Source organism: Pedobacter sp. UYP30 (genome assembly GCF_040547165.1).
In the GTDB taxonomy this organism is placed as follows: Bacteria; Bacteroidota; Bacteroidia; order Sphingobacteriales; family Sphingobacteriaceae; genus Pedobacter.
The window spans coordinates 14,346-37,820 of record NZ_JBEPPD010000005.1 but is presented as its reverse complement, the minus strand read 5'-3'; the positions used below and the strand labels follow the sequence as shown (position 1 = coordinate 37,820).

The following is a 23,475-nucleotide window of genomic DNA, read 5'->3' as shown; positions in this document are numbered from 1 at the left end:
TTGAAAATTATAACACCTAATTAATCTTTTAAATTTACAATCAAAAAAAATATACTTATGGCAACTGTAAATCCTTATTTAACGTTCGATGGAAACTGCGAGGCAGCTTTTAATTTTTATAAATCTGCTTTTTGCGGAGATTTTAGCGGCCTAAACCGATTTGGCGAGATGCCACCACAAGATGGAATGCCCCGCTTTCTGAGGATATGAAAAACAGGATAATGCATGTGAGCCTGCCCATTAGTGCAGAAACTATTTTGATGGGAAGCGATATCATGCCAGCACTGAGCCCGAACATAATCGCAGGTAATAATTTTTCTATTTCTTTAGGCGTAAATTCAAAAGAAGAGGCAGATAAATTATTTGCGGCACTCTCAGCTGGCGGAAAGATAACCATGCCTTTAGAAGTTGCTTTTTGGGGTGCCTATTTCGGGATGTGGACAGATCAATTTGGAATCAATTGGATGGTTAATTATGATTTGCCTAAATAATGTTGGCTTTTTATTCTTGATTTTTATAACATGGTTGAAGTTTATAGTACAAATGTTAATAATCAGAAACAAGCAGATTTTTTATTGGATCAGCTTGGTATGAGATTTCCTGCCTATAAAATTAATTTTGATCTGGAGGATTGCGACAATATCCTTAGGGTGGAATCGGATTTGGAAACAATTGAAGTCTTTCAGGTTATCGACTTGTTGAATAGCCTCGGCTTTATCGCTCAGGTACTTCCAGATATTCTGCAGTCTCCTAAACAATCAGTGCCCAAAAATCTTTCGACAACTTAGCTAGCCCAACCTTACTTGGTTTACTGTTGTATAAAAAACATCAGAATTGGATAAAAAAACGATGAACTGCTAGAGGAATCGGCTAGAATAGAAAAGTTATGTGTAATTTCATGACAATACATAATGATAGATGGAACGTCAATTGATTGAAATTTAATAAAGAAAAAACCGATGAAAAACAATAAATTATTAAGGATGGACAATGTCGGCATCGTTGTAGAATCTCTCGATGATGCCATTTCTTTTTTCTCACAGATCGGCTTAAAGCTTGAAGGTAGAGGGATAGTTGAAGGAGAATGGGCCGGTCGGGTTACCGGACTTGGTTCTCAGCGCGTAGAAATTGCAATGATGGTTACTCCAGATGGTCACAGCCGACTGGAACTTTCGAAATTCACCACACCTTCCATCATATCAGATCACCGGGTTGCTCCTGTAAACGCTCTTGGTTATTTACGTGTAATGTTTACCGTTGCAAATATCGATGAAATGGTATCTAGACTACTAAAACACGGTGCTCAACTAGTTGGAGAAGTGGTTCAATATGAGAACTCTTATAAACTATGTTACATTCGAGGAACAGAAGGACTACTTATCGGACTGGCAGAAGAAATTGGTAACAAGTAAATGAAATTAGCACAAACAGCTATTAGGAAGTTATTTCAATCGACATTAAATATACTTAACCATCAAAGCGGAATAAATACGGATTGCGAAATCTATGGTGTAACAGTTTAAATTTTTGTAATCACAGCCTTAAATAAGAAGGCCAATAACCTTAAAAATAAAACGAAAAATGAAAAATTCAATCAAATCTAAAATTTTATTTGTACTGGCACTCTTATTTGGGCTAATGTTCATCAATGCAGGTTTAAATAAATTTCTAAATTATATGCCCATGCCAGAAAAATTACCAGAGAAGATGCTAAAAGCAATGACGGCGTTTATGGAAATCGGATGGCTTTTGCCACTTGTTGGGCTTGCTGAAATCGTTGGCGGATTGTTGATAATTGTTCCAAAAACGAGGGCATTAGGTGCTTTGATAATTTTCCCCATAATGTTTGGTATAACGCTCACTGATATTTTTCAAGACCGTAGTGGTCTGCCTATCGCATTTGTTTTATGGGCTATTCTAATCTGGATAATGGTTGAGAACAGAAAAAAATATTTGGCTTTACTTGGTTAATTAAAGCTTAATTCAACACGAAGCTTTAGAACAATTTTTTCGCTTTCTTTTAAATGGATACCCATTTGGAGATTCCAATGCACACCTTTTTCTAATCGAAAAGATTAAAGAGACAAAAGAAGGCAAGAACGGACATTTTTTCCTCGTAGCAGACGAACCAGAAAAATCGCTCAGCGAAAATCATAAACTCTGGAAAGCGGTAAAAGAATCAACTTATTTTGATATGGTATAGACAAAAGAAATAGATAGCATTGAGGAATATATGGAAAAACACGGCGTCGAACCTCTTTTCACTACAAAGTAATCACATCTGCAGCCGACTGATTCCTCGGTTTGTGGTCTCCGCTAAACAATTCCCACAGCCGAGAAGCGTATTCGTAATCTACCTTTTCTACGCTTCTGGAGGCGCAAGCTTAACATCCCCCAAAGAGCGGATCAATCAAGAGAAAGTAGTTTGCTAACTCTTTCATCTAATTTGTTTATCCACACAGCAATCAATTCTATAACATCAATTGCGGATGGTGGAAGTACCGTATGCGTTTGTGGATGCATGTGGTAATTTCTAATTACTCTAATTAAATCTACCACCATCATTTCTTCTTCTCCTTCAATCAGATTTTGGTTTTTAAACCATTTTGAAGATGCCGCCAACATCATTTTGCACTTTACACCGTTAATTTTTTCATAATAATGGTTAAGTGTAAATTCCAGTAGGAGCAGGCCATTTCTTAAAGCAACGGTTATGAATTCATATTCGAAATAACTATGAATAATCAGTTTTTTTGTAATTTCGTAATGAGTTTTTATTCCTATATCTACGCTATCAGCTATTTGTGTTTTAGGCACAAAGTTTTTTTTAAAAGCATCAAATGACGATGCTTTATCTATTATCAACCATCTTACATCAGGTTCCATATTGATCTATTTTAATGCATAAACTCAAAACCATTGTTATTTGCAATGGTTACACGCGGCTGTACATGATCTTTAAATTTATCTCTCAAGTTGTTTTCACTTAAATTATATAAAGTGGTAAGGTCTGGCAAAATACTTAGATAATTTTCTAGTAGTTTGCGCCTAGGCGCAAACCGCTAACCATCTAACCAACTTTCTAACCTCAACGACTAAACGGAGTGAGCCGGAAGGATTGGAGCTAATTCAAAAAAAAGCAGAGATACCTTTCGATATCCCCGCCATTAACGCTCTCAACATAAAGATAGCGTTTAATCTTAAATAATCAAAAACAAGACGAATGTTCCAACAAGAGCCACGGGTGTTTTTATGTAGATACAATTAACCGATTTCTGACTCTGTGGTTCCTGTCTGCACGAAAAAATTTTTAGAAACAAGAAACGAGTTCAGACTTCCGCTTTACTTAGATATGTATAAATGTCATTTCCGATTAGTGCATCGACGTCGCTTTAAATATTGTTTTACAAGATAATTATAGTAATTTAATTATCTTGGCGAAATAAATTTTCAGGAACATACGCCGAATAAAAATTGCCCCAAGAAAAAAGGAATTTAAAAGAAATAATTGTCTGAGCAACTTAATAATAGTCTCAAACTTTAGTTAACCATTATTGCAGAACAGATGGCAACAAAAATTGTGATCTTTTATAAAACAACAAGAACATTAAAATTTTACCCGAAAAATTTATTGAAAGAAGATTTGAATGGCTAAAGAAAATCAAATAGAAGAAAGTTTAATCAAGCAGTTAACAGAGCTAAAATATACTTACCGCTCTGATGTTATCGACAGGAAAACGCTTGAGCAAAACTTCAAAAATAAGTTTGAGGCCTTAAACCGCGTTCATCTTACAGATAGTGAATTTTTACGATTAAGAGAGGATATCATTAATCCTGATGTCTTTGTTGCTTCCAAACTCTTACGAGAAAGAAACTACTTTCAGCGTGAGGATGGCACTCCTTTGCATTACACCTTAGTAAACATCAAAGATTGGTGCAGAAACGACTTTGAGGTAATCAGCCAGTTACGCATCAACACCGAGAACAGCAATCATCGTTATGATGTTATTCTGCTGATTAATGGATTGCCAGTTGTACAAATTGAATTAAAAAAGCTGGATATTTCGCCACGAAAGGCCATGCAACAAATCGTGGATTACAAAAATGATATTGGCAACGGTTATTCCAACTCTTTAATGTGTTTTGTGCAGTTGTTTATCGTCAGCAACCGAACTAATACTTACTATTTTGCTAATAATAAAATCCAGCATTTTAGCTTTAACGCTGATGAACAGTTTTTGCCTATTTACCAATTGGCGGATGAAAGCAATAAAAAGATAACTCACCTTGAACCTTTTACTGATAAATTTTTAACCAAATGTACCCTTGCCGAAATGATTAGCAAGTACATGGTTTTGGTAGAAAGTGAGCAAAAGCTTTTAGTGATGCGTCCTTATCAAATTTATGCGGTAAAGGCCATTGTCAATTGTATTCATGAAAATAGAGGTAATGGATATATTTGGCATACGACTGGAAGCGGTAAAACGTTAACTTCTTTTAAAGCATCTACTTTGCTAAAGGACAACGCCGATATTGAAAAATGTTTGTTTGTGGTCGATCGTAAAGATTTGGATAGGCAAACCCGTGAAGAATTTAATAAATTCCAAGAGGGCAGCGTTGAAGAAAATACCAATACAGAAACTTTAGTAAGGCGTTTGCTTTCTACAGATTATGCCGATAAGGTAATTGTTACCACCATTCAAAAATTAGGCTTAGCGCTTGATGGCACACAAAAGAAAAACTATAAAGAACGGTTAGCGTCACTCAGTAATAAGCGGATGGTTTTTATTTTTGATGAATGCCACCGTTCACAATTTGGAGATAACCACAAAGCAATCAAAGAGTTTTTTCCTAATGCGCAGTTATTTGGTTTCACGGGTACGCCTATATTTGATGAAAACGCAACCTACAACATTAGAGAGGGCGAACAAGCTTCCTACAAAACAACAGAAAGCATTTTTGAGAAATCCTTACATAGCTACACCATTACTCACGCCATTGAAGATAGGAACGTTTTACGTTTTCACATCGATTATTTCAAAGGTAAAGGGACTGCTACACCAAAACCAGGAGAACCAATTGCACAACAGGCAGTGGTAGAAGCTATTTTAGCTAAACATGATGGCGCAACCAATCACAAGCGTTTTAATGCGGTGTTAGCAACTGCGTCTATCAACAATGCCATCGAATATTATAATTTATTCAAAACTATCCAAGAGCAGAAGAAAGCATTAAATGAGGATTATGTACCCCTAAATGTTGCCTGTGTATTTTCGCCACCAGCGCAATTAATTGCTAAAGACGGAGACCAGCAAAGTCAAAAAAACAGTGCTGATATAAAGCAACTACAAGAAGACTTAATACAGGAAAAAGAAGACAACAAGCAAAATCCCGACGAGAAAAAGGAAGCACTCAAGATGATTATTGCCGACTACAATTTGCAATACGGCACCAATCACAGCATCAACGAATTTGATTTGTATTATCAAGACGTACAGAAACGCATCAAAGACCAAAAATACGGCAACAAAGACTATCCGCACAAAAACAAAATAGACATTACCATAGTGGTAGATATGTTGCTAACAGGCTTTGATTCTAAATATTTAAATACGCTGTATGTAGATAAAAACTTAAAATATCATGGTTTAATACAAGCGTTTTCTAGAACCAACCGGGTATTAAATGATACAAAACCTTATGGTAATATTTTAGATTTCCGCTTTCAAAAAGATTATGTTAACCAAGCGATAGCTTTATTCTCTGGAGAAAATAAAGAACAAGCCCAAGAAATTTGGTTGGTAGATCCTGCACCGGTAGTGATAGCCAATTACCAAAAAGCGGTAGAGGCTTTGGGCGTTTTCATGCAACAGCAAAATTTAGTAAACGAGCCAGAAGCCGTTTATAACCTTAAAGGCGATGGTGCCCGTATTGCGTTTATAAAAAACTTTAAAGAAGTGCAACGTTTAAAAACTCAGCTAGACCAATACACCGATTTAGACGAAACCCAACAAGCGCAAATAGAACAAATATTGCCAAAAGAAAGCTTGCTGTCTTTTAGGAGTTCTTACATAGAAACCGCCAAACAACTAAGAGAAATACAGCAAAAAGACAGCGACCAAATACCGCCAGAAATTGAGCAACTGGATTTTGAATTTGTACTTTTTGCTTCCGCTGTAATTGATTACGATTACATTATGGGTTTGATTGCGGATAGTACCCAGCCAAAACCATCAAAGCAAAAAATGACCAAAGAGCAGGTAATTAATTTGTTAACTTCTACTGCTAATTTAATGGACGAGCAAGAAGATTTAACAGATTACATCAACAGCTTAGATTGGAACAGCGGGCAGGATGTAAATACCTTGCGCAAAGGCTACGACACTTTTAAAGTAGAAAAAAGCGATAATGAATTAACAGCTATAGCGCATAAGCATAATTTGGAAACAACAGAGTTGAAATTATTTGTAGATGCAATTATGAGTCGTATGATTTTTGATGGCGAAAAACTGACCGACTTATTAGCACCATTAGAATTAAGCTGGAAAGAACGCAGGTCAAAAGAATTGGCATTAATGGAAGATTTAATTCCACAATTAAAAAAATTAGCCCAAGACCGGGAGATTTCTGGATTAGCAGTTTATGAGTAAAGAAAAATTAGTTCCAGAATTGCGTTTTCCTGAGTTTTTAGAGGATAGGGAATGGTCTTATTGTGCAATTGGATCGGTAGGCAACGTTATAACCGGTGGAACACCGAGTAAAGAAGAGGTTGAATTTTGGGGTGGTAACTTTGTTTGGACAACAGCTCAAGATTTTAAAAAAAAATATATTTTAAATTCTGTTCAAAAACTTACTCAAAAAGGAAAGGATAAATCTAGGGTTATACCCAAAGATTCAATTTTAGTAACCTGTATCGCATCTATTGGGCTAAATGCTATTAATAAAGTAGAATGCGCAACAAATCAACAAATCAACTCCATAATCTGCAATTTGGAGAATTATTTTGAGTTCGTGTATTACTCAATATCGCGTAATAGCCAACGGCTAAAAGATTTAGCTGGACGAACGGCTGTACCAATAATTAATAAAAGTATTTTTGAGAAATTCATAATTCAGAAGCCTGAATCAATCCAAGAACAACAAAAAATCGCGTCCTGTCTTTCCTCATTAGATGAACTAATAGAAGCCCACAGACAAAAATTAGAGACTTTAAACGGCCATAAAAAAGGATTGTTGCAAAATCTTTTCCCGCAAGAAGGGGAAACTGTGCCTAGATATCGTTTTAAAGAATTTGAAAATGATGGGGAATGGGAAGATAAAATATTGGGAAAAATGGCTGAACTGACTTCAAGTAAAAGAGTTCATCTTGCAGATTATGTTTCAAGTGGTGTTCCTTTTTTTAGAGGTAAAGAAATATCACAACTAAAAAATAATCAAATTCCTGATGATGTTCTTTATATATCAAAAAACCAATATAATGAAATTAAAGAAAAATATGGTGTTCCAAATAAGGGAGATATTCTAATTACTGCTGTTGGTACTTTAGGAAATGTCTATTGTATTAAAAATGACGATGAATTTTATTTCAAGGATGGGAATTTAATTTGGATGAAAAACATTTCCGTTGACTCCAGTTTTTTAGAAATAGTACTTGATGTTGATAAGGAAAAAATCATGGGTTCGGCTATTGGTTCCTCACAAAAGGCTTTAACAATGGTTGCATTGAACAAACTCCAATTTAAAATACCCGAAAACCAAAAAGAACAACAAAAAATTGCGTCATGTCTATCTTCTTTAAATATGCTAATCATAAAGCAAACAGAAAAAACAGAACAATTGCATTTACATAAAAAAGGTTTAATGCAGGGCTTATTTCCAAAAATTAGTGATTGAAAAAATGAAAACTGCTACCTAGCTTAGCTTTTTTAAAAAAACGCATAGGTAAATAATGACAGAAGAATACAAACAGTGGATAGTTGAGCTGAAAGGGAAAGTCCGTTCGGCACAAATCAAGGCGGCGTTGTCGGTAAACCAAGCACTTATTTTGTTATATTGGGAATTGGGTAAAATGATCACGGAAAAAGAAAATGTCTGGGGCAGCAAACTTTTTGAACAAATATCGTCAGATTTAAAATCAGAATTTCCAGATGCAGGCGGTTTTTCGGTAACAAATTTGCGTTACTGCAGATTATTTTACAACTATTTTTCAATTCATCAACAAGTTGTTGATGAATTAAAAAATGCTGAAAACCAATTATATAAAGTCCATCAGCAAGTTGTTGATGAATTTGGTGAACAGCCCGATGCCCAATTTTTGCCACAGGTTGTTACAAAAATCCCTTGGGGACATATCACGCTTCTTATTTCCAAAGTAAAAGAGTACAAAGCCTCTTTTTTCTACATACAGCAAACCATCGAAAAAGGTTGGACGAGAGATTTGTTGCTTAACGCCATAAAAATGGATAGTTATGGACAGGCTCAAAACAAAATTTCAACTAGTAATTTTGACCAAACGCTTCCTGCCATAAGTGCGGAGTACGCTAACGAAGTTTTTAAAAGTAGCTACAATTTGGGCTTTTTGGGCATTACCGAACCCGTAAAAGAATTCGAGCTTGAAAAAAGGCTCATTGCCAAAATCAAAAACTTTGTTTTAGAGTTAGGCAAAGGTTTTACATTCATTGGTAATCAACATCGCTTAGAATACAACGGCAAAGAGTATTTCGTGGATATACTTTTCTTTCACAGAGGTTTGCGTTCTTTGGTAGCTATAGAATTGAAAATAGGAAGTTTTAAAGCCGAATACGTAGGTAAAATGAATTTGTATCTTTCATTGCTTGATAAGTTTGAAAAAGGCGGGGAAGAAAACCAATCTATCGGCATTATACTTTGTGCCGATAAAGACCACCTTGATGTGGAATTAGCCTTACAAGACATCAACAAACCCATAGGCGTGGCCGAATATCAACTTTTACTACCCAAAGATGAATTGCAAGAATTATTGATAAATGAAATAAAAGCCAGTGAGCAGGATAGTAATATGAATAATAATTAAGGTATCCTATCAAACAATAAATATTTTAATGACACAGAAAGACCAAAAACAACTGGGTAAAACCCTTTGGGATATAGCAGATAATTTAAGAGGGGCAATGAATGCAGATGATTTCCGTGATTATATGCTTTCGTTTCTCTTTCTAAGATACTTGTCATATAATTATGAGGAATCGGTAAAGAAGGAATTGGGTAAAGATTACCCAACGGAAAATCTTTTTATTACCGTTCAAAAAGACGATGAAGAAATAGCATTAGAAAAAAAGAACCGTAATCATTCAAATGATGGTATAGATAAATTTAAACAAATTCCTATTTCTCCTCTTGGCAAATGGTATCATGAAAATCCTTCAGAAATACTAGATTTTGAGATGCAGATGCGTAGAAAGGTGCATTATGTAATTAAACCGCAACATCTTTGGAGTAACATTACAGAATTAGCTCGTACGCAAAACAACGAATTACTAGTGACTTTAGAAGAAGGCTTTAGGTACATTGAAACCGAATCTTTTGCAAGCGCCTTCCAAGGGTTATTTTCCGAAATCAATCTCAATTCCGAGAAACTGGGCAAAACCTCAACAGATAGAAACAAAAAACTTTGTACCATTATTCAGAAGATTTCTGAAGGCATCAATGATTTCTCTGCTGATGCTGACACGTTGGGCGATGCTTACGAATATTTAATTGGGCAGTTTGCTTCTGGTTCTGGCAAAAAAGCAGGAGAGTTTTATACGCCTCAACAAATTTCTACCATCCTTTCTGAAATAGTAACCTTAGATAGTCAAGACCCTTCAACCGGTAAAAAGAAAAAACTAGATAAAGTGCTGGATTTTGCATGTGGCTCGGGTTCTTTATTATTAAACGTACGTGAGCGTATTAAAGGCAATAAGGGCAGTATTGGTAAAATATTTGGGCAAGAAAACAACATTACCACCTACAACCTTGCCCGCATGAACATGCTGTTACACGGCATGAAAGATACCGAGTTTGAGATTTTCCACGGAGATACTTTGCTCAATCAATGGGATTTATTAAATGAAATGAATCCTTCAAAAAAGACAGAATTTGATGCCATTGTAGCCAATCCGCCTTTTAGTTTACGCTGGGAACCAACTGATGCTTTAGGAGATGATTTTCGTTTCAAAAGCTATGGTTTAGCACCTAAATCGGCCGCCGATTTTGCTTTTTTATTACATGGTTTTCACTTTTTAGGATTAGAAGGTACAATGGCCATCATATTACCACATGGCATATTGTTTCGTGGCGGTGCAGAAGAGCGAATTAGAACCAAATTATTAAAAGACAACCATGTTGATACGGTTATAGGTTTGCCGTCTAACTTATTCTATTCCACAGGAATTCCAGTTTGTATTTTGGTATTGAAGAAATGTAAAAAAGAAGATGATGTGCTTTTTATAAATGCCAGCGAACATTTTGAAAAAGGGAAAAGACAAAATACGCTAAGAGAAGGGGAGAACGGCGAACCAAACGATATTCAAAAAATCATTGAAACTTACAAGTACCGTAGAACCGAAGAACGTTATTCTTGTAAAGTGTCGATGGAAGAGATTGAGAATAATGGCTATAACCTTAATATTTCAAGATATGTTAGCACTTCACTAGATGAAGTAAAAATTGATTTGGGAGAAGTGAATGAAAAATTGGTTTTTATTAACGAGCGTATCGCAACGAATACCGCAACACACAATCAATTTTTAAGGGAATTGGGCTTGAAGGAGATTTAAACTCTATTATAAGCTGTTTTTTAATGCGGTTTTTTGAATCACTGCTGAGCACAAAGTACCAACGAAGCCTTTGCTGTTTATGGGCCATTTTTTCTCCACTTTTGACCACAGTAAATTGTTTGATTGTTCAGCCCGTGATTCTTTTTGATTTTGCTTTTTAATGAATGACGATGAATTTCCTTATTTGCGAAAGGGAAACAATTTATCATGTCATAAAGACTCTTTTTTGTATTTATTGATACGCTTTCTATAAAGTAAGATAGCATTTCTTCTTCTTTTTCTCCTATGTCATTGTGCACATAGTCGCAGTAAAATACTGTAAGTTGATTAATGTTGTTCAAAATATTCAGCCAATGGCCGCCTGCGTGTTTTTTGTCACAGCCAAGCTTTGTGGAATAATATTCGTCAACACGTTTTCTCAACGTTCTACTAGGTAAGGGTCCTGCTTTACCAATATATACTACAGTTTCATCAGGTAGCCAAAATTTGGAAAGTCTGTTCTTAATGTCTTGGCTATTTGCGATTAAGTTGTCTATAAGAATTTGCTTGTTCCTCGATTTAACCGTCGAAAGCCAGTTGCCAATTGCTAAATCATTAAATTGTGGAATTGTGTGGCAAATCATTTTATCTTGAACATCAGTCAACGCAATTACATAAAGACCACATTTGTCTAAAGGAATAGAAGTATTCCATTTAACTTGGCCCTTTATTTGGAGTCCAATATGTTTAAAAATATCTTTAGGTGTTGATGGCATACAATGGTTTGTAACATTTACAGCTTAATGAAATGGTGCGATCGATGAACTACCGTTCAATTTGCATTTTCGCCCATCATCGCAAGACCCTTATTAGCGGTTCGCCGTTTCGGCCTGTATTTTTTTCTGTGTTTATGCGTCTCTTTTTGAATTTGTTCTAAATTTTTTTCCAGTAATTAGACCAATATAATACTGTTCATTTAAAAATGAGAGAATGCATTTACATTGATTTTTATCATTTGGCAAAATTAACTTTCCGGCAATTAAATCAATTTTTAAATTAAATTTATTTGCGGAAGTTTTAATTTTTTTCGGGTTAGCATTTGTTAATACATTACTCTTATAAATTAGAGTGATTTGCTTTTTGATAATAGTGTTCCCGTTTTCTTTTAGCCAAGTTGCATCAACAGTTAATGTGTCGTTGTTCGCAAATAAATCAATTACCTCATCACTTGCGGCTTCAAAAAAGGATAGTAAACTGAAAATTTTATTCGCATTTGCATATGACTTAAAGTACAGTTTATTATTTTTATGAATAGCATTTACAATATTATCTACAATTAAAGCATCGTTCGTCAATTTATTGAAAGTTTTCTTGTCCCAAAAGATTACATTTTTGTTTTTCAATAATTTTCTTTTATCAAAATTTTGAAAATAATAAACATTCTCTTCAACCCAAAATAGTGTCTTAATTTCATCCGTAGTTAAATTCAGTTCTTTTAATCCAATAGGGTTTGTATTGGCTTCAATAACATTATCAGGTAATTGAAGTTCTACGTAAAGAATTTCTTCATCTTGGATGTTAAAGTTGCCATCAAATAAAATTTCTTCAACATCGTCATTTAAGACTGAACTACCAATATTTATAAAAACCTTTCTAATATCAGCGGTAATTGTCTGTAGTAAGTCGATTTTCCTTACCGTGTCGTCTTTTAATATTGCGAAAAAATTGCAAGTTGGGTTTGGCATATTCTATATTTTGGAATTAGTAGAATTTAATAGCACAAAATCAGTCAATTGAGAGTATGCACTTATTTCATTTATATTTATTAATTTCTGTTTTGAAATCATCAAATAGGTTACTTCTTTTTTTGTAGCTATTTCATAATAACTATAGCCAAATATTTTCATAAGTGGATTGTAGAAATATGTCCCTTTGTTTATGTAAACAATAATGCAAAGCGCTATAGTCCAACTGATTAAATAAATATCGTCTTTTTTGTAAATTTCGATGCAAGGAAGAAAGTAGCTGAAAATCAAAATATTCATATTAAGGTCGGAACTTTTGATAGACTTCACTTGAATATTGTTTCTAGTAAGTTCATTTGTCGCCAGGTATAAAATATACCAACATATAAATACCAAAAATAAAAAAATAAAAATTAAGTTTATTCTATTGAATAAATCAACAAACTTAAAATTTGAAAAATCAATAAAACCAATATTTTTACCTGAATTTAAAATGCTATAAACAGTAACAATCCACCAAATCAAGATGACTGGCGCATAGGCGGTAATTGCAAACGTTAGTTTTATTAGCTTTGAAAACATTGAATACTTTTTTATAAATTATTCCATTTGGTTATTTCTTTTCTGTTTTTTAATTTTTTGTAGGACTATCTTTTGCGTTAAAAACATGCCGTAATATCTCTATTTGGCGGTATAAATCAATGGTTTATATTGTTTTATTTTAGGGGTTTACTATTTCTTTATTTTCTCTATCGCCATTTTATTTTTTATTATTTTTATACTTTTCCGCAAACTCCCTCAACCTCCTAATCAACTCTGGATTATTTACTTTAACATTTATCCCTTTTTTCTTGTCAAGTTTTTCAACTTCGTAAGGAAGACCCCCTTCTTTATGCAGACGTTTAAGTTCTTTTTCAAGTGCTTTGGCTAAACCCGTATCCAAACGTCCTTGTGATTCCAATAAATCACGATTATCTTTTTGAAGTAATTCTCCTATTTGATTTAAGTTATCATCATTTGGCTGGTACTTATTAGAGCTCCAATTACTTACGGTTGTATAATCCACATCAACCCACAGCGATATTAATCTGGAAGAAGCTCCAGCTTCTTTAGCGGCATTTTTAATCGTGTTTATACTCTTATTGCTTTTCTTCTCCAAATTCTAGAAAAAATTAAAATAAAAGTTTGAGTTGTACACAAACTTTTACTATATTTGTTATCAGTTAATTATAGCGACAAATAGAGTAAGGCTTAAGTCTTGCTTTTTACGATGTCACTCATGAACGAAAACCGTCAAACTTTCACATGAGCCGACCGTGAGTTCGCCAGATCTATTGCATTTTGCTACCTTTGGGAAGCTTAATCAATAGGGCGGACTTCATGTTAGTCTTTTGTGAAACTCAAACCTCGGTTTGAGTCGGTTCTTGACGGTACCACGTTCAAAAGCTTTGGGGTTCGCCTTATTGGTTTTCGTACCAATCTGGTTTCCTTTCTTGCTTTGCGGGTACACATCGTTTTACATAACCAATTAACCGTTTATGAAAACGAAAAAATTCAGCTCCGCCATTTACCAGTTCCTCCAGGAGGCACTGCATGGTTATTCTCTTAAACTACTTATAAAGAACGTTATTTGTTCACCAAGCTAGCTTGCCTTAAATATTCAAGCAAAATAAGTCCCTTAGCCAAAAAAGCTTAAAAAAGGAGAGCGCCGAGCCAGAAATGGAACAGCTTATTATTTTGTTTGATACCAGCCCTTTACCGTCAAAAAATGAGTAAAGGTCCTAGCTATAGTTTATCGCAAAACCAAGGTAGGCATCTTTTTCTATATAACCTATACGGTTTTCCGTAATCACGTTAAAAAAATGGTGGTAAAGGCTGGTTTATGTCTAAAAAGGAGAGGTCGGAAGTCAGAGGTTGGAGGTCGGAAGTCAGACGTCGGAGGTCAGAAATCAGTTTGATTAACCAACCAACCAAACAACCAACCAAACAAGCCACGGGATAGGGAGCGTTGGGTTGGTAAAACGACGAGCCACGTGTATGGCTTGCGCGGTGAAGGATCGTTTTACCTTGATTTTTTGAATACTTTTTATCTAAGAAAAAGAAAGGAGCCCTTCGGCGGCAATGAGCCGAGGCAAGCCAAAAGCGTGGGGTAGAGTGAAGCATGATGAAAGGGAATCTTAAGCCGGAGCCAGGGCGTGGGGGTAATCACGCAATAACCACCCCCAGCCCCTCCTAAAAAAAGAAGGGGAGTTATTTTATTTACGGGCGGCGACGAGCCGAGGCAAGCCAAAGCGTTGGAAAAAACGCTGTCGTATTTAACTGGAATATTAAAGTAAAGTGCAACAATAACATTAACAACCATAAAAATGAACCACAACCACTACCATTTCAACCGGCTTTACGCGGTAAAGCCAAAAAACCCGGTGTAGATAGGCCTTAAACCTGTCGCTGCCTTTTTCTAAATAAAATAAGGGTTGATAAATTAACGGCGGCAGGTTTTTTTAAGTAAACCTACAACCAATTTAAACTTAACCAACAAATATCATGATTAAGAAAATAACGCTTCTGGGCGTAATGGCAGTACTGTGTCTAAACTTTTTGGCATTGGCACAAGAGAACAAGGCCATAGATGTAACCTTAAAAGGTATACAGATAGGGCAGAAGGTGCCAGATGTTACGTTAACAAGTTTACACAACTATAAAGACAAAAACGGCAAACCCGCCACTACGGCTAAACTTTCAGATTTTACGGGCAAACTTATACTATTGGATTTCTGGGCTACCTGGTGTTCCCCCTGCGTGGCAATGATCCCAAAAATGGATAGCCTACAAAAGGTTTTTGGCGATAAAATACAATTCCTTTCGGTAACCTATCAAACAGAAAAGGAGGTTTTGCCATTTTTAGAAAATTTGGAAAAACAGCGAGGTAAACATTATGATTTGCCTGTGGTGACAGGTGAAAAAGAACTACACCAATTATTTCCGCATATTACGTTGCCGCACTATGTTTGGATTGATGGGAGTGGGGTAGTCAGGGCGATAACCGAAAGCAATGAAGTGAACAGGGAGCGCATTTTGGAAGCATTATCAGGGAAGGAGGAAATGAGCAGAAAGAGCGACTTTAAAATTGCCTATGATGGCAACAAGCCCTTTTTAATTGATGGAAATGGGGGCAATGGATGGAATATGAAGTACCACTCCATACTTACAGATTATACAGAAGGAATTGCATCAGGTTTTACACGCACTCCTTTTATTAATAAGGCTAAAGGAACCGTAACCGTGAGAAACAGTACCCTGTTGCAAATGTACCAGATTGCATATGGTGGTTATAATAGGTTTTATGGCCCAAATAAAGTTGTTTTAAAATTCAATGATAAAATTGGCCTCAGGAGTAAGATTACAGGAAGAAACTATACAGAATGGCTAAAAAATGGCCATGGCTATTGCTACGAACTTATTGTGCCGCCAAATCTGAATGGCGAAATGTTTGAATTAATGAAAAGGGATTTAAAGAATTTATTTCCAGAATACAGCGCCAATGCAGAAAAAAGAAAAGTTAAATGTTTGGTGCTTAAAAGAACATCCTCGATAGACAAGTTAAAATCTAATGGCGGAAAGCCTATTATCGATTTTTCGGGGCTTGGGTTTGAACTGAAGAACAGTGTATTGCCTCTGATTCCGGCAAATATGGAAATTCAATTTATGCAGAACTGCCCATATCCAATTGTAGACGGAACCGATTACAAAGGTAGGGTAGATATAAAAGTTGAGAGTAAGCTTTCTGACCTAAAAGCACTGAATGAACAGCTGGCGAAATACGACCTAAAGTTTGAAGTAGACGATTACGTAACAGACGTAATTGTGATTGACAATAAATCAAAGCCAACCAACACCAAATAACTGCGACAATGAAAAAATATATACTCTTATTACTGTTGCTGGGGTTTTTAAAAAATGTATTTGCACAAACTAACATTCAGGGAACTATTATTGCTTCAGAAAGTAAAGCTGCAATAAGCGGGGCTTCTATACGAATAAAGGGCAACAACAAAGTAACCTATAGCAATGCCGAGGGTAAGTTTGTTTTAATTGCCGATGGCACCGATACCCTAACCGTTACTCACATAGGCTATCAAGCTTTGGAGATTCTACCGCCATTTAACGTTAAGTTATTGGTGAATCTTGTACCAACAGATCATGAACTGAAAGAAATTCTGATATCTACGGGTTATCAGACAGTGCCAAAAGAAAGGTCGACAGGTTCTTTTGTACAATTGGACAACAAGTTGTTGAACCGTAGTGTAGGTACAAATATTATTGACCGATTAAGAGATGTAGTTCCAGGTTTAAGTTTCAATACCGTTGGATCTAGCCAGATAAGCATCCGTGGGCAAAGCACTATTTTTGGAAATGCAGAACCATTGATTGTAATAGATAACTTTCCGTATGAGGGGAATCTTCAAGACATCAATCCAAATGATGTTGAAAGTGTGAGTGTTTTAAAGGATGCCGCTGCGGCGTCTATTTGGGGCGCACGGGCAGGGAATGGGGTTATCGTCATAACTACAAAAAAAGGCAAGGCAAACCAGCCGGTCCAAATCTCTGCCAATTATAACATAACCACTGGTTCTATACCAGATTTATATGCAAGAAGCAGATTGTCTTCTGAAGACTATATTGAGATAGAAAAAAGATTGTTTAATAATGGTTATTATGATGCAGACATCATTGCAGGTTACAAACCGCTCACACCGGCAGTTGAACTGCTTCTTAAAAAAAGATTGACTCCTGCAAATGCAACAACTATAGATGCGCAGATTGAAGCGTTAAAACATTATGATGTAAGGCGTGATTTTGAAAAGTATGTTTATCAGAACAATAGCTATCAGCAATATGCACTTTCGTTTAATGGTGGTGGCAAAAATAATTCGTATTATTTATCAACTGGAAATGATAAGAATAAAGAAAATCTGGTAGGAAATAAATATCAACGGCTAACCATTAATTCCGGCAACACATTTAGGCTCCTTGACAATAAATTAGAATTAAATACAGGAGCTTCAATAATTTTTAATAATTCTCAAACCAATAATCCGGGCGTAAGCGGTATTACCTCTGGTTATATAAGCAATTCTATTTATCCATACGCCCAACTTGCTGATGAAAATGGGCAACCTTTAACAATCGTTAAAAATCTGAGCAATTCTTTTACCGATACCGTACAAAACAACGGTTTGTTGGACTGGTCATACTCGCCATTAAATGAATTGAAAAACTCAGACAATACAAACAACAGGCTTAACATCCGTTTAAATACAGGGTTGAAGTATACATTTCTTGACGGTTTTAGTGCTTCATTTTTATACCAGTTTACCAATATTCGGTCAAATGGAAAAAACTATAGGACGCCAGAAAGCTACTTCGCCAGAGACCTCATCAACCGGTTTACTCAAGTTAATGGAACCGCTTTACTAAGGCCAGTGCCCTTGGGTGGCATGTTAGACAACAGCATCCAAACAGCAATAAACCATACGGGAAGGGCACAGCTGGATTTTAATAAGAAAATTACTTCTAAAAATGAGATAAATGCCATTGCAGGTTTTGAAGTAAGGGATACTGAAACCCAAAACAAGGATTTTCGCTATTATGGATATGATATGGAGTTTGCAAAAAATGGAATTGTAAATTATACCGACAACAACCTGCCTTATTATTATGATCCATCACAAAAAGGATCTATACCAAATGCAGACGGAACTGCAATATTTAACGATAGATATCTATCTTACTATACGAATATAGCCTATACGTTCGATAACAGGTTTACAGCTTCTGGCAGTGCACGCTTAGATAAAAGCAACCTGTTTGGAGTTGCCACCAACCAGAAAGGGGTTCCGCTATGGTCGGGTGGGTTAAGCTGGGTAATTAGCAACGAAAAAGGCTACAACATCAAGTTTCTGCCGTTTTTAAAATTTAGAGCCACCTATGGGTACAATGGAAGTGTAAATAAATCGGTTTCAGCCTATTCTACAGCATCGCTTAAGGGACTAAATTCTTACCAACTTCCCTATGCTACAATTATTAATCCACCCAACCCCGAATTGAGGTGGGAGCGGGTTAGAATATTAAATACAGGCTTAGATTTCTCAACGAACCGAAACAGAATTTCAGGCAGCATTGAATATTATTACAAAAATGGACTGGATTTGATTGGTGACACACCTTTCCCTCCTTCATCCGGAATCTCCATGTTTAGGGGCAATACAGCAAATACAGTGGGGCATGGTATTGATATGGCGTTGACAACCGAGAATACAACTGGAGCACTAAAATGGACAACCGATTTGGCTTTTGGTTATCTAAAGGAAACAGTTAAAACATACGGAATGCAGGTTTCTGCCAATTCCTATATCCAAGGTTCACAAATACTGCCTCTTGTTGGTAAGCCATTGTATTCGTTATATAGCTATGATTGGGCAGGGCTTGATCCAAGTAGTGGCGACCCACAAGGTTTTGTAAATGGAACTATAAGTAAAGATTACATAGATATATTTGATCATGAGACGCTAGGCAACCTGAATTATAATGGGTCAAAAAGGCCTGCTGTTTTCTGATCATTAAGAAATACCATCAGTTATAAAAATGCCTCGATATCTTTCAACATTAGCTACCGTTTAGGCTATTATTTTAGAAGTAGTTCAATCGCTTACAATAACGATTATGGGTTAAGTGCAAATAGTGGAGATTATGCGTTTAGATGGCAAACGATTGGAGATGAATTTAAAACATTTGTACCATCAATTCCTATCAGCCCCAACAACAACCGAGATCTATTTTACAACTACTCAAGTATACTTGTGGATAGGGCAGATAACATAAGGCTTCAGGATCTTCGCTTTAGTTATAACATTAATTCTAACGGCAACACATCATTGCCATTAAAATTTGCCCAAATTTATATATACCTAGCCAATCCTTTTATGGTATGGAAAGCAACAAAATTTGATGTCGATCCAGACAACCAGTTTGGCAACGTACCATTTTCCCTTTCAGCGGGGCTTAAAATTGATTTAAAATAATAATTAAACCATTATGAAACTCTATAGACCGATTTACCTTTTCTTTTTTTTGTTGTCGATATTTTTTTCCTGCAAAAAGGGGTATTTAGACATTAAGCCTGATCAGAGTTTGCTTGTGCCAACAACTTTGTTTGATATGCAAAGGATATTAGACAATGATCCTGTCATGAACCTAAGTACGGGCCTCACAGCATTATCGACGGATGAATACGATCTTTCCACAGCAACATTGAGTAATTTCAATACACCGGGCGAACGAAACGCCTATGTATGGGCTGATGATATATTCGAACGGCAAAAATCGTCTGATTGGGAGGTTCCGTATAAACAAGTATTTTATGCCAATGTTGTAATTGACGGCCTTAAAAAGATCGAGATAACAGCCGAGAACAAACTACAATGGGAAAGTATTAAAGGAAGTGCGCTTTTTTATAGGGCATTTGCTTTTTATCAGCTGGCTGATGAATTCTCCTCACCATACGAACCAGCAACTGCAAATCAGTCTGCCGGAATACCCATAAAGCTTAGTTCAGACGTAAATGAAAGACCTGGAAGGGGTACAGTACAAATGGTATATGAACAGATTTTTAAAGACCTGAACAATGCGCTCCAAATACTTCCTGAGAAACCGGCGCCATACTTCTTTCGGCCGTCCAGACTTGCATGTTATGCGCTGATGGCTAGAATCAGCCTAGCTAATGCTGACTACCGGAATGCGCTAAAATATTCAGATGAATGTATAAAGATCTCACCAGTGCTGCTAGATTATAATACATTGTCTCCATCATCAATAAGACCAATACCATTAGGTGGAGCAGAGATGATTTTCTACCACAATACCATCGATTATTCCTTCGGCAGTTCGGTGGCATTAAATTTAAGTCGATCTTTAACCTCACTCTATAAAAATAACGATCTAAGAAAAGTGATTTTTATGCGTGACCGCGGCAATGGGATAATTACTTTTAAGGGCAACTATTCCGGGAACCGTTTAATTTTTACTGGACTGGCTACGGACGAAATGTACCTAATTAGGGCTGAATGCAAAGCTAGGACAAACGATATCGATGGTGCTATGGACGATCTGAACAGGCTTTTGATCACTCGTTGGGACAATAAAACGGTCTATCCAGTGATTAAAGCCGATAACGCTAATGATGCAATACAAATAATCATTAACGAAAGGAGAAAAGAATTGGTGTCTAGGGGTTTAAGGTGGGCTGATTTAAAGAGACTCAACCAAGAAGCCAAATTTGCAGTAACGCTGAAACGAACCATTAACGGTAAAGAATATATACTTAAACCTAATGATAAAAAATATGTTTTTCCTATCCCACAAAATGAAATAGACGGGAGCGGAATAGAGCAGAATAAAAGATAATATAAAAAACAAGTGCATCGGTTTTGGATGCACTTATTTTTTTAGTTGTCTTCAAGAATAAATGTTCCTTGAACGGTACTCAATGGGGTGGCCATTGGGTTCACGTTTGGATCTATTGATGCGTCGTATTCTTTGGTACAAGATGTTTCAGCATCATCACATCGATAGTCTCGAATTACAGTTCCGCTCGATTGTTGCAGAGATGTAATGTCATGATACTGCGATCCGGCAGGTGCAGAAGAATCAAATGACCATTTTTTTGTTGCAAAATTATCAGATGGAGCTTTAAAACTCATCATTGCGATTGCAATAATCGCCATTGCGCCCAAACCTAGTTTGTTCACACTTTTAATTGCTGTTGTTACTTTATTCACGTTTTATGTTTTGGTATCACACTACCTGTTTAAGCATCATGATAGGTTAGAATGTCGGTTTACGAAGCCCAAAACCTCCACCAAATTATTGTTGTTTTGTTTATGTGCAGGGTTGGCTTTAATCCTGCTTTGGTTGTTTCATCAAATTGTCAAGCAACCTCCTTTCTTTTTTAAAGTAAAACCATCTGTTGTTTATCTTCCAATTGTTTTCTAAGACCAACCCAATATGGGATAAGGCGATAAAGAACACGTTAAATAGTAGGTGTGTGGCATAACTCATGTTTTTTAGAATGCCACCACAGCTACAAGGTATCCGGCCAAATATGCCCGTCATCACAATGGCGATGTATAAAGTGAATATGGTTAGCGTAATCAATGAACCCCACAATGCTTTTTTTTCTGGTTTTCGGAAATAGCAAAGTGCACATCAATAAAATTTCTAAGAACGGGATGAGCCATGTGAGTAGCCATGCCATCGCGGGAGGAAAAATCTGATTTTTCATTTCCCATAGTGATTTGTCATAATCTAACAACTTACTAAAAGAAGCGTAGAAGAAAAGCGCTGCAATAAGCCCGCTGATCATTTGTAGTATGGTTTCCTTTTTCATGCCCCCTAGGTATTAATTTCCGTTAATTTTCTTACATCAAAATTAAGTCGCTTATTGGCATTTATACAATGCAAATGTCTGATAATGGATAGACTTATGTCTTAAAAGGAATGGACAAATGTCTATCGTTTGAGATTTGTTGCTTATTTCGGGTATGCCATTTCAATTAGAATCCATGAAGGTTGTTTCTCGCTGACCCGAAGATATGATGCGTATATGCGTTTGAGAAAATCGTAGATTGAGTTTCCCATTATTGAATTAGTAAATCAAAAGCTATCTAACGAAGATTTACACGAAGCACCTCATGCTCAATTTCTCTTGTTTTTGTTCTTGCAGTAGGTTGCGCAACCACTTAACCTCTCAGGTGATTGCTTTAAAAAGCGCTTGAATTACATGTGATTACTCGTAATGAGCATCCATAATTGTTGCTAGGAAACGGGTAGGCATGCAGGTTTTCAATTCCACAAAGTAGGGTAGAGGTGGTCTTACTTTTCTTGATTATCGCGAAGCTTTATCCCTCGGTTTGGTTCATATCGATTATCTTCATCTACGCGCTGTTCAATGGATGCCCTCATTTTATCTAAGTACCGGGTATGGCTGTCTCTTTTCCTGTTTCTAATATCTAAAAAGTTCCTATAGGCCCTTTTTAAATCTACGTCAAGCTGCTCCTCCATCCATTTGATGATGTCTGCAACAGTGGCATTTCCATGATTGAGCTGCCCCGTGTAAAATAGCCCATAAATAACTTCAACCAAATTGGTTTTATCGCCGGTCCAGGTAAGTCGTTGAATAGAATCTTTTTGTAAAGGTGGTTTCGAAGAATCTTCTGAAATTAAGGAAAGTTGGTCAAGAATATATTTCTGTAGCTTTTCATAGGCCATAAATTTTGAAAACAGATAGCCGATGCCTGTGCTAAAGGAAGGATCTACTTCTGGAATTTCTGGAGTGAGGACATCAGTTACAACAGATCCTCTAATGAAATATTGGCTATCCAGTTCCGAGGCCCTCAACTTATAATATTGATAGTTAAACTCATTTTGGTGCAGAAACAATGTGTAGAATTTAAGCTGGTTCTCATAGTGTTTTTTAACTTCCCTAACTCCCAAAATAGGTCTAGCATTTTCAATGTTATACAGTTCAAGATAGTAGATTTGCCATTGAAAGAACTTAGGTTTAGTTTCCTTAAAAAAAATGATTTCTTCTTCGCTTGTTAAAGCGGGATTTTCGATTAGATGGTTCTTCAATTTTAATAAATCTGTTTTAATGCGGGTAAGTAAAGAGGAAAGCTTTTTTATCGGGGTTATGTCTTCCCGATGGATTCCAGATAGATCTTGCACCATCTTCTGATACAGAGACTCAAAGTTAAGCTGTTTCATAGTTAGAATTTTTTAAATGACTTTCGAAGACCATATTCTAAGATTAAAACCTAAGAAATAATTAAATATTTTTCAATAATCGCATACTCAGCATATAAGGGATATCCAAAATAGTGTTAAACTCATATTTTATT

General features: G+C 36.0%; 21 protein-coding genes. 12 read left to right on the top strand and 9 right to left on the bottom strand.

Annotated features, from left to right (window positions below):
- Window positions 1-57 precede the first annotated feature (57 nt).
- The 5 genes from ABIB40_RS07430 to ABIB40_RS07410 all read left to right on the top strand — a co-directional run bounded on the left by ABIB40_RS07430 (window position 58) and on the right by ABIB40_RS07410 (window position 1,971).
- The gene (locus ABIB40_RS07430) at window positions 58-210 is read left to right on the top strand and encodes a VOC family protein (RefSeq protein WP_354357575.1); all 153 of its coding nucleotides are present in this window, start codon (window positions 58-60) and stop codon (window positions 208-210) included.
- Complete coding sequence (locus tag ABIB40_RS07425) at window positions 207-491, top strand: VOC family protein (RefSeq protein WP_354357573.1); 285 nt, start codon at window positions 207-209, stop codon at window positions 489-491. Before ABIB40_RS07430 ends, ABIB40_RS07425 begins: the two co-directional genes overlap by 4 nt.
- 30 nt (window positions 492-521) lie before the next feature.
- Window positions 522-788, top strand: coding sequence for a hypothetical protein (locus ABIB40_RS07420; protein WP_354357571.1), 267 nt, complete (start codon window positions 522-524; stop codon window positions 786-788).
- 195 nt (window positions 789-983) lie between these two features.
- Window positions 984-1,412 carry a VOC family protein gene (locus ABIB40_RS07415; RefSeq protein ID WP_354357569.1) on the top strand — a complete coding sequence of 143 codons (429 nt, stop codon included), beginning with the start codon at window positions 984-986 and terminating at the stop codon, window positions 1,410-1,412.
- 169 nt (window positions 1,413-1,581) lie between these two features.
- Window positions 1,582-1,971 carry a DoxX family membrane protein gene (locus ABIB40_RS07410; protein ID WP_354357567.1) on the top strand — a complete coding sequence of 130 codons (390 nt, stop codon included), beginning with the start codon at window positions 1,582-1,584 and terminating at the stop codon, window positions 1,969-1,971.
- A 435-nt stretch (window positions 1,972-2,406) separates the two neighbouring features.
- Here the strand turns inward: ABIB40_RS07410 and ABIB40_RS07405 are convergent, their stop codons facing one another.
- The gene (locus tag ABIB40_RS07405; RefSeq protein WP_354357565.1) at window positions 2,407-2,886 is read right to left on the bottom strand and encodes a hypothetical protein; all 480 of its coding nucleotides are present in this window, start codon (window positions 2,884-2,886) and stop codon (window positions 2,407-2,409) included.
- Window positions 2,887-3,647: 761 nt separating this feature from the next.
- Here ABIB40_RS07405 and ABIB40_RS07400 point away from each other — a divergent pair.
- The 4 genes from ABIB40_RS07400 to ABIB40_RS07385 are packed head-to-tail and all read left to right on the top strand — an operon-like array spanning window position 3,648 to window position 10,796.
- On the top strand, window positions 3,648-6,650 hold the full coding sequence (locus ABIB40_RS07400; protein ID WP_354357563.1) for a type I restriction endonuclease subunit R: 3,003 nt from the start codon (window positions 3,648-3,650) through the stop codon (window positions 6,648-6,650).
- Window positions 6,643-7,893 carry a restriction endonuclease subunit S gene (locus tag ABIB40_RS07395; RefSeq protein WP_354357561.1) on the top strand — a complete coding sequence of 417 codons (1,251 nt, stop codon included), beginning with the start codon at window positions 6,643-6,645 and terminating at the stop codon, window positions 7,891-7,893. Before ABIB40_RS07400 ends, ABIB40_RS07395 begins: the two co-directional genes overlap by 8 nt.
- Before the next feature lie 55 nt (window positions 7,894-7,948).
- On the top strand, window positions 7,949-9,052 hold the full coding sequence (locus tag ABIB40_RS07390) for a PDDEXK nuclease domain-containing protein (protein ID WP_354357559.1): 1,104 nt from the start codon (window positions 7,949-7,951) through the stop codon (window positions 9,050-9,052).
- A gap of 28 nt (window positions 9,053-9,080) precedes the next feature.
- On the top strand, window positions 9,081-10,796 hold the full coding sequence (locus ABIB40_RS07385; protein WP_354357557.1) for a type I restriction-modification system subunit M: 1,716 nt from the start codon (window positions 9,081-9,083) through the stop codon (window positions 10,794-10,796).
- 77 nt (window positions 10,797-10,873) lie between these two features.
- Here ABIB40_RS07385 and ABIB40_RS07380 read toward each other — a convergent pair whose 3' ends face one another.
- From ABIB40_RS07380 to ABIB40_RS07365, 4 genes are all read right to left on the bottom strand, one after another.
- On the bottom strand, window positions 10,874-11,551 hold the full coding sequence (locus ABIB40_RS07380) for a hypothetical protein (protein WP_354357555.1): 678 nt from the start codon (window positions 11,549-11,551) through the stop codon (window positions 10,874-10,876).
- Between the two features lie 132 nt (window positions 11,552-11,683).
- Window positions 11,684-12,520, bottom strand: coding sequence for a hypothetical protein (locus ABIB40_RS07375; RefSeq protein WP_354357553.1), 837 nt, complete (start codon window positions 12,518-12,520; stop codon window positions 11,684-11,686).
- A 3-nt stretch (window positions 12,521-12,523) separates the two neighbouring features.
- Entirely contained in the window at window positions 12,524-13,102 is a 579-nt protein-coding gene (locus ABIB40_RS07370) for a KwaA family protein (protein ID WP_354357551.1), read from the bottom strand.
- A 178-nt stretch (window positions 13,103-13,280) separates the two neighbouring features.
- Window positions 13,281-13,679: a hypothetical protein gene (locus ABIB40_RS07365; RefSeq protein WP_354357549.1), complete on the bottom strand. Its 399-nt coding sequence runs from the start codon at window positions 13,677-13,679 to the stop codon at window positions 13,281-13,283.
- A 1,385-nt stretch (window positions 13,680-15,064) separates the two neighbouring features.
- On the opposite strand from ABIB40_RS07365, the gene ABIB40_RS07360 reads away from it, so the two are divergent.
- The 3 genes from ABIB40_RS07360 to ABIB40_RS07350 all read left to right on the top strand — a co-directional run bounded on the left by ABIB40_RS07360 (window position 15,065) and on the right by ABIB40_RS07350 (window position 20,983).
- Window positions 15,065-16,423: a TlpA family protein disulfide reductase gene (locus ABIB40_RS07360; protein ID WP_354357547.1), complete on the top strand. Its 1,359-nt coding sequence runs from the start codon at window positions 15,065-15,067 to the stop codon at window positions 16,421-16,423.
- A gap of 8 nt (window positions 16,424-16,431) precedes the next feature.
- The gene (locus ABIB40_RS07355) at window positions 16,432-19,137 is read left to right on the top strand and encodes a SusC/RagA family TonB-linked outer membrane protein (protein WP_354357545.1); all 2,706 of its coding nucleotides are present in this window, start codon (window positions 16,432-16,434) and stop codon (window positions 19,135-19,137) included.
- A gap of 478 nt (window positions 19,138-19,615) precedes the next feature.
- On the top strand, window positions 19,616-20,983 hold the full coding sequence (locus ABIB40_RS07350; RefSeq protein ID WP_354357543.1) for a RagB/SusD family nutrient uptake outer membrane protein: 1,368 nt from the start codon (window positions 19,616-19,618) through the stop codon (window positions 20,981-20,983).
- 41 nt (window positions 20,984-21,024) lie between these two features.
- Here the strand turns inward: ABIB40_RS07350 and ABIB40_RS07345 are convergent, their stop codons facing one another.
- The 4 genes from ABIB40_RS07345 to ABIB40_RS07330 form a co-directional block, all read right to left on the bottom strand.
- The gene (locus ABIB40_RS07345; protein ID WP_354357541.1) at window positions 21,025-21,357 is read right to left on the bottom strand and encodes a hypothetical protein; all 333 of its coding nucleotides are present in this window, start codon (window positions 21,355-21,357) and stop codon (window positions 21,025-21,027) included.
- A gap of 118 nt (window positions 21,358-21,475) precedes the next feature.
- Complete coding sequence (locus tag ABIB40_RS07340; RefSeq protein ID WP_354357539.1) at window positions 21,476-21,733, bottom strand: MauE/DoxX family redox-associated membrane protein; 258 nt, start codon at window positions 21,731-21,733, stop codon at window positions 21,476-21,478.
- A complete protein-coding gene (locus ABIB40_RS07335) occupies window positions 21,660-21,965 on the bottom strand; it encodes a MauE/DoxX family redox-associated membrane protein (RefSeq protein ID WP_354357537.1) in 306 nt (101 codons plus the stop codon). The genes ABIB40_RS07340 and ABIB40_RS07335 overlap by 74 nt, the downstream gene beginning before the upstream one ends.
- 485 nt (window positions 21,966-22,450) lie before the next feature.
- Window positions 22,451-23,341 (bottom strand): RteC domain-containing protein, encoded by an 891-nt coding sequence (locus ABIB40_RS07330; RefSeq protein WP_354357535.1) that lies wholly within the window; start codon window positions 23,339-23,341, stop codon window positions 22,451-22,453.
- Window positions 23,342-23,475 lie beyond the last annotated feature (134 nt).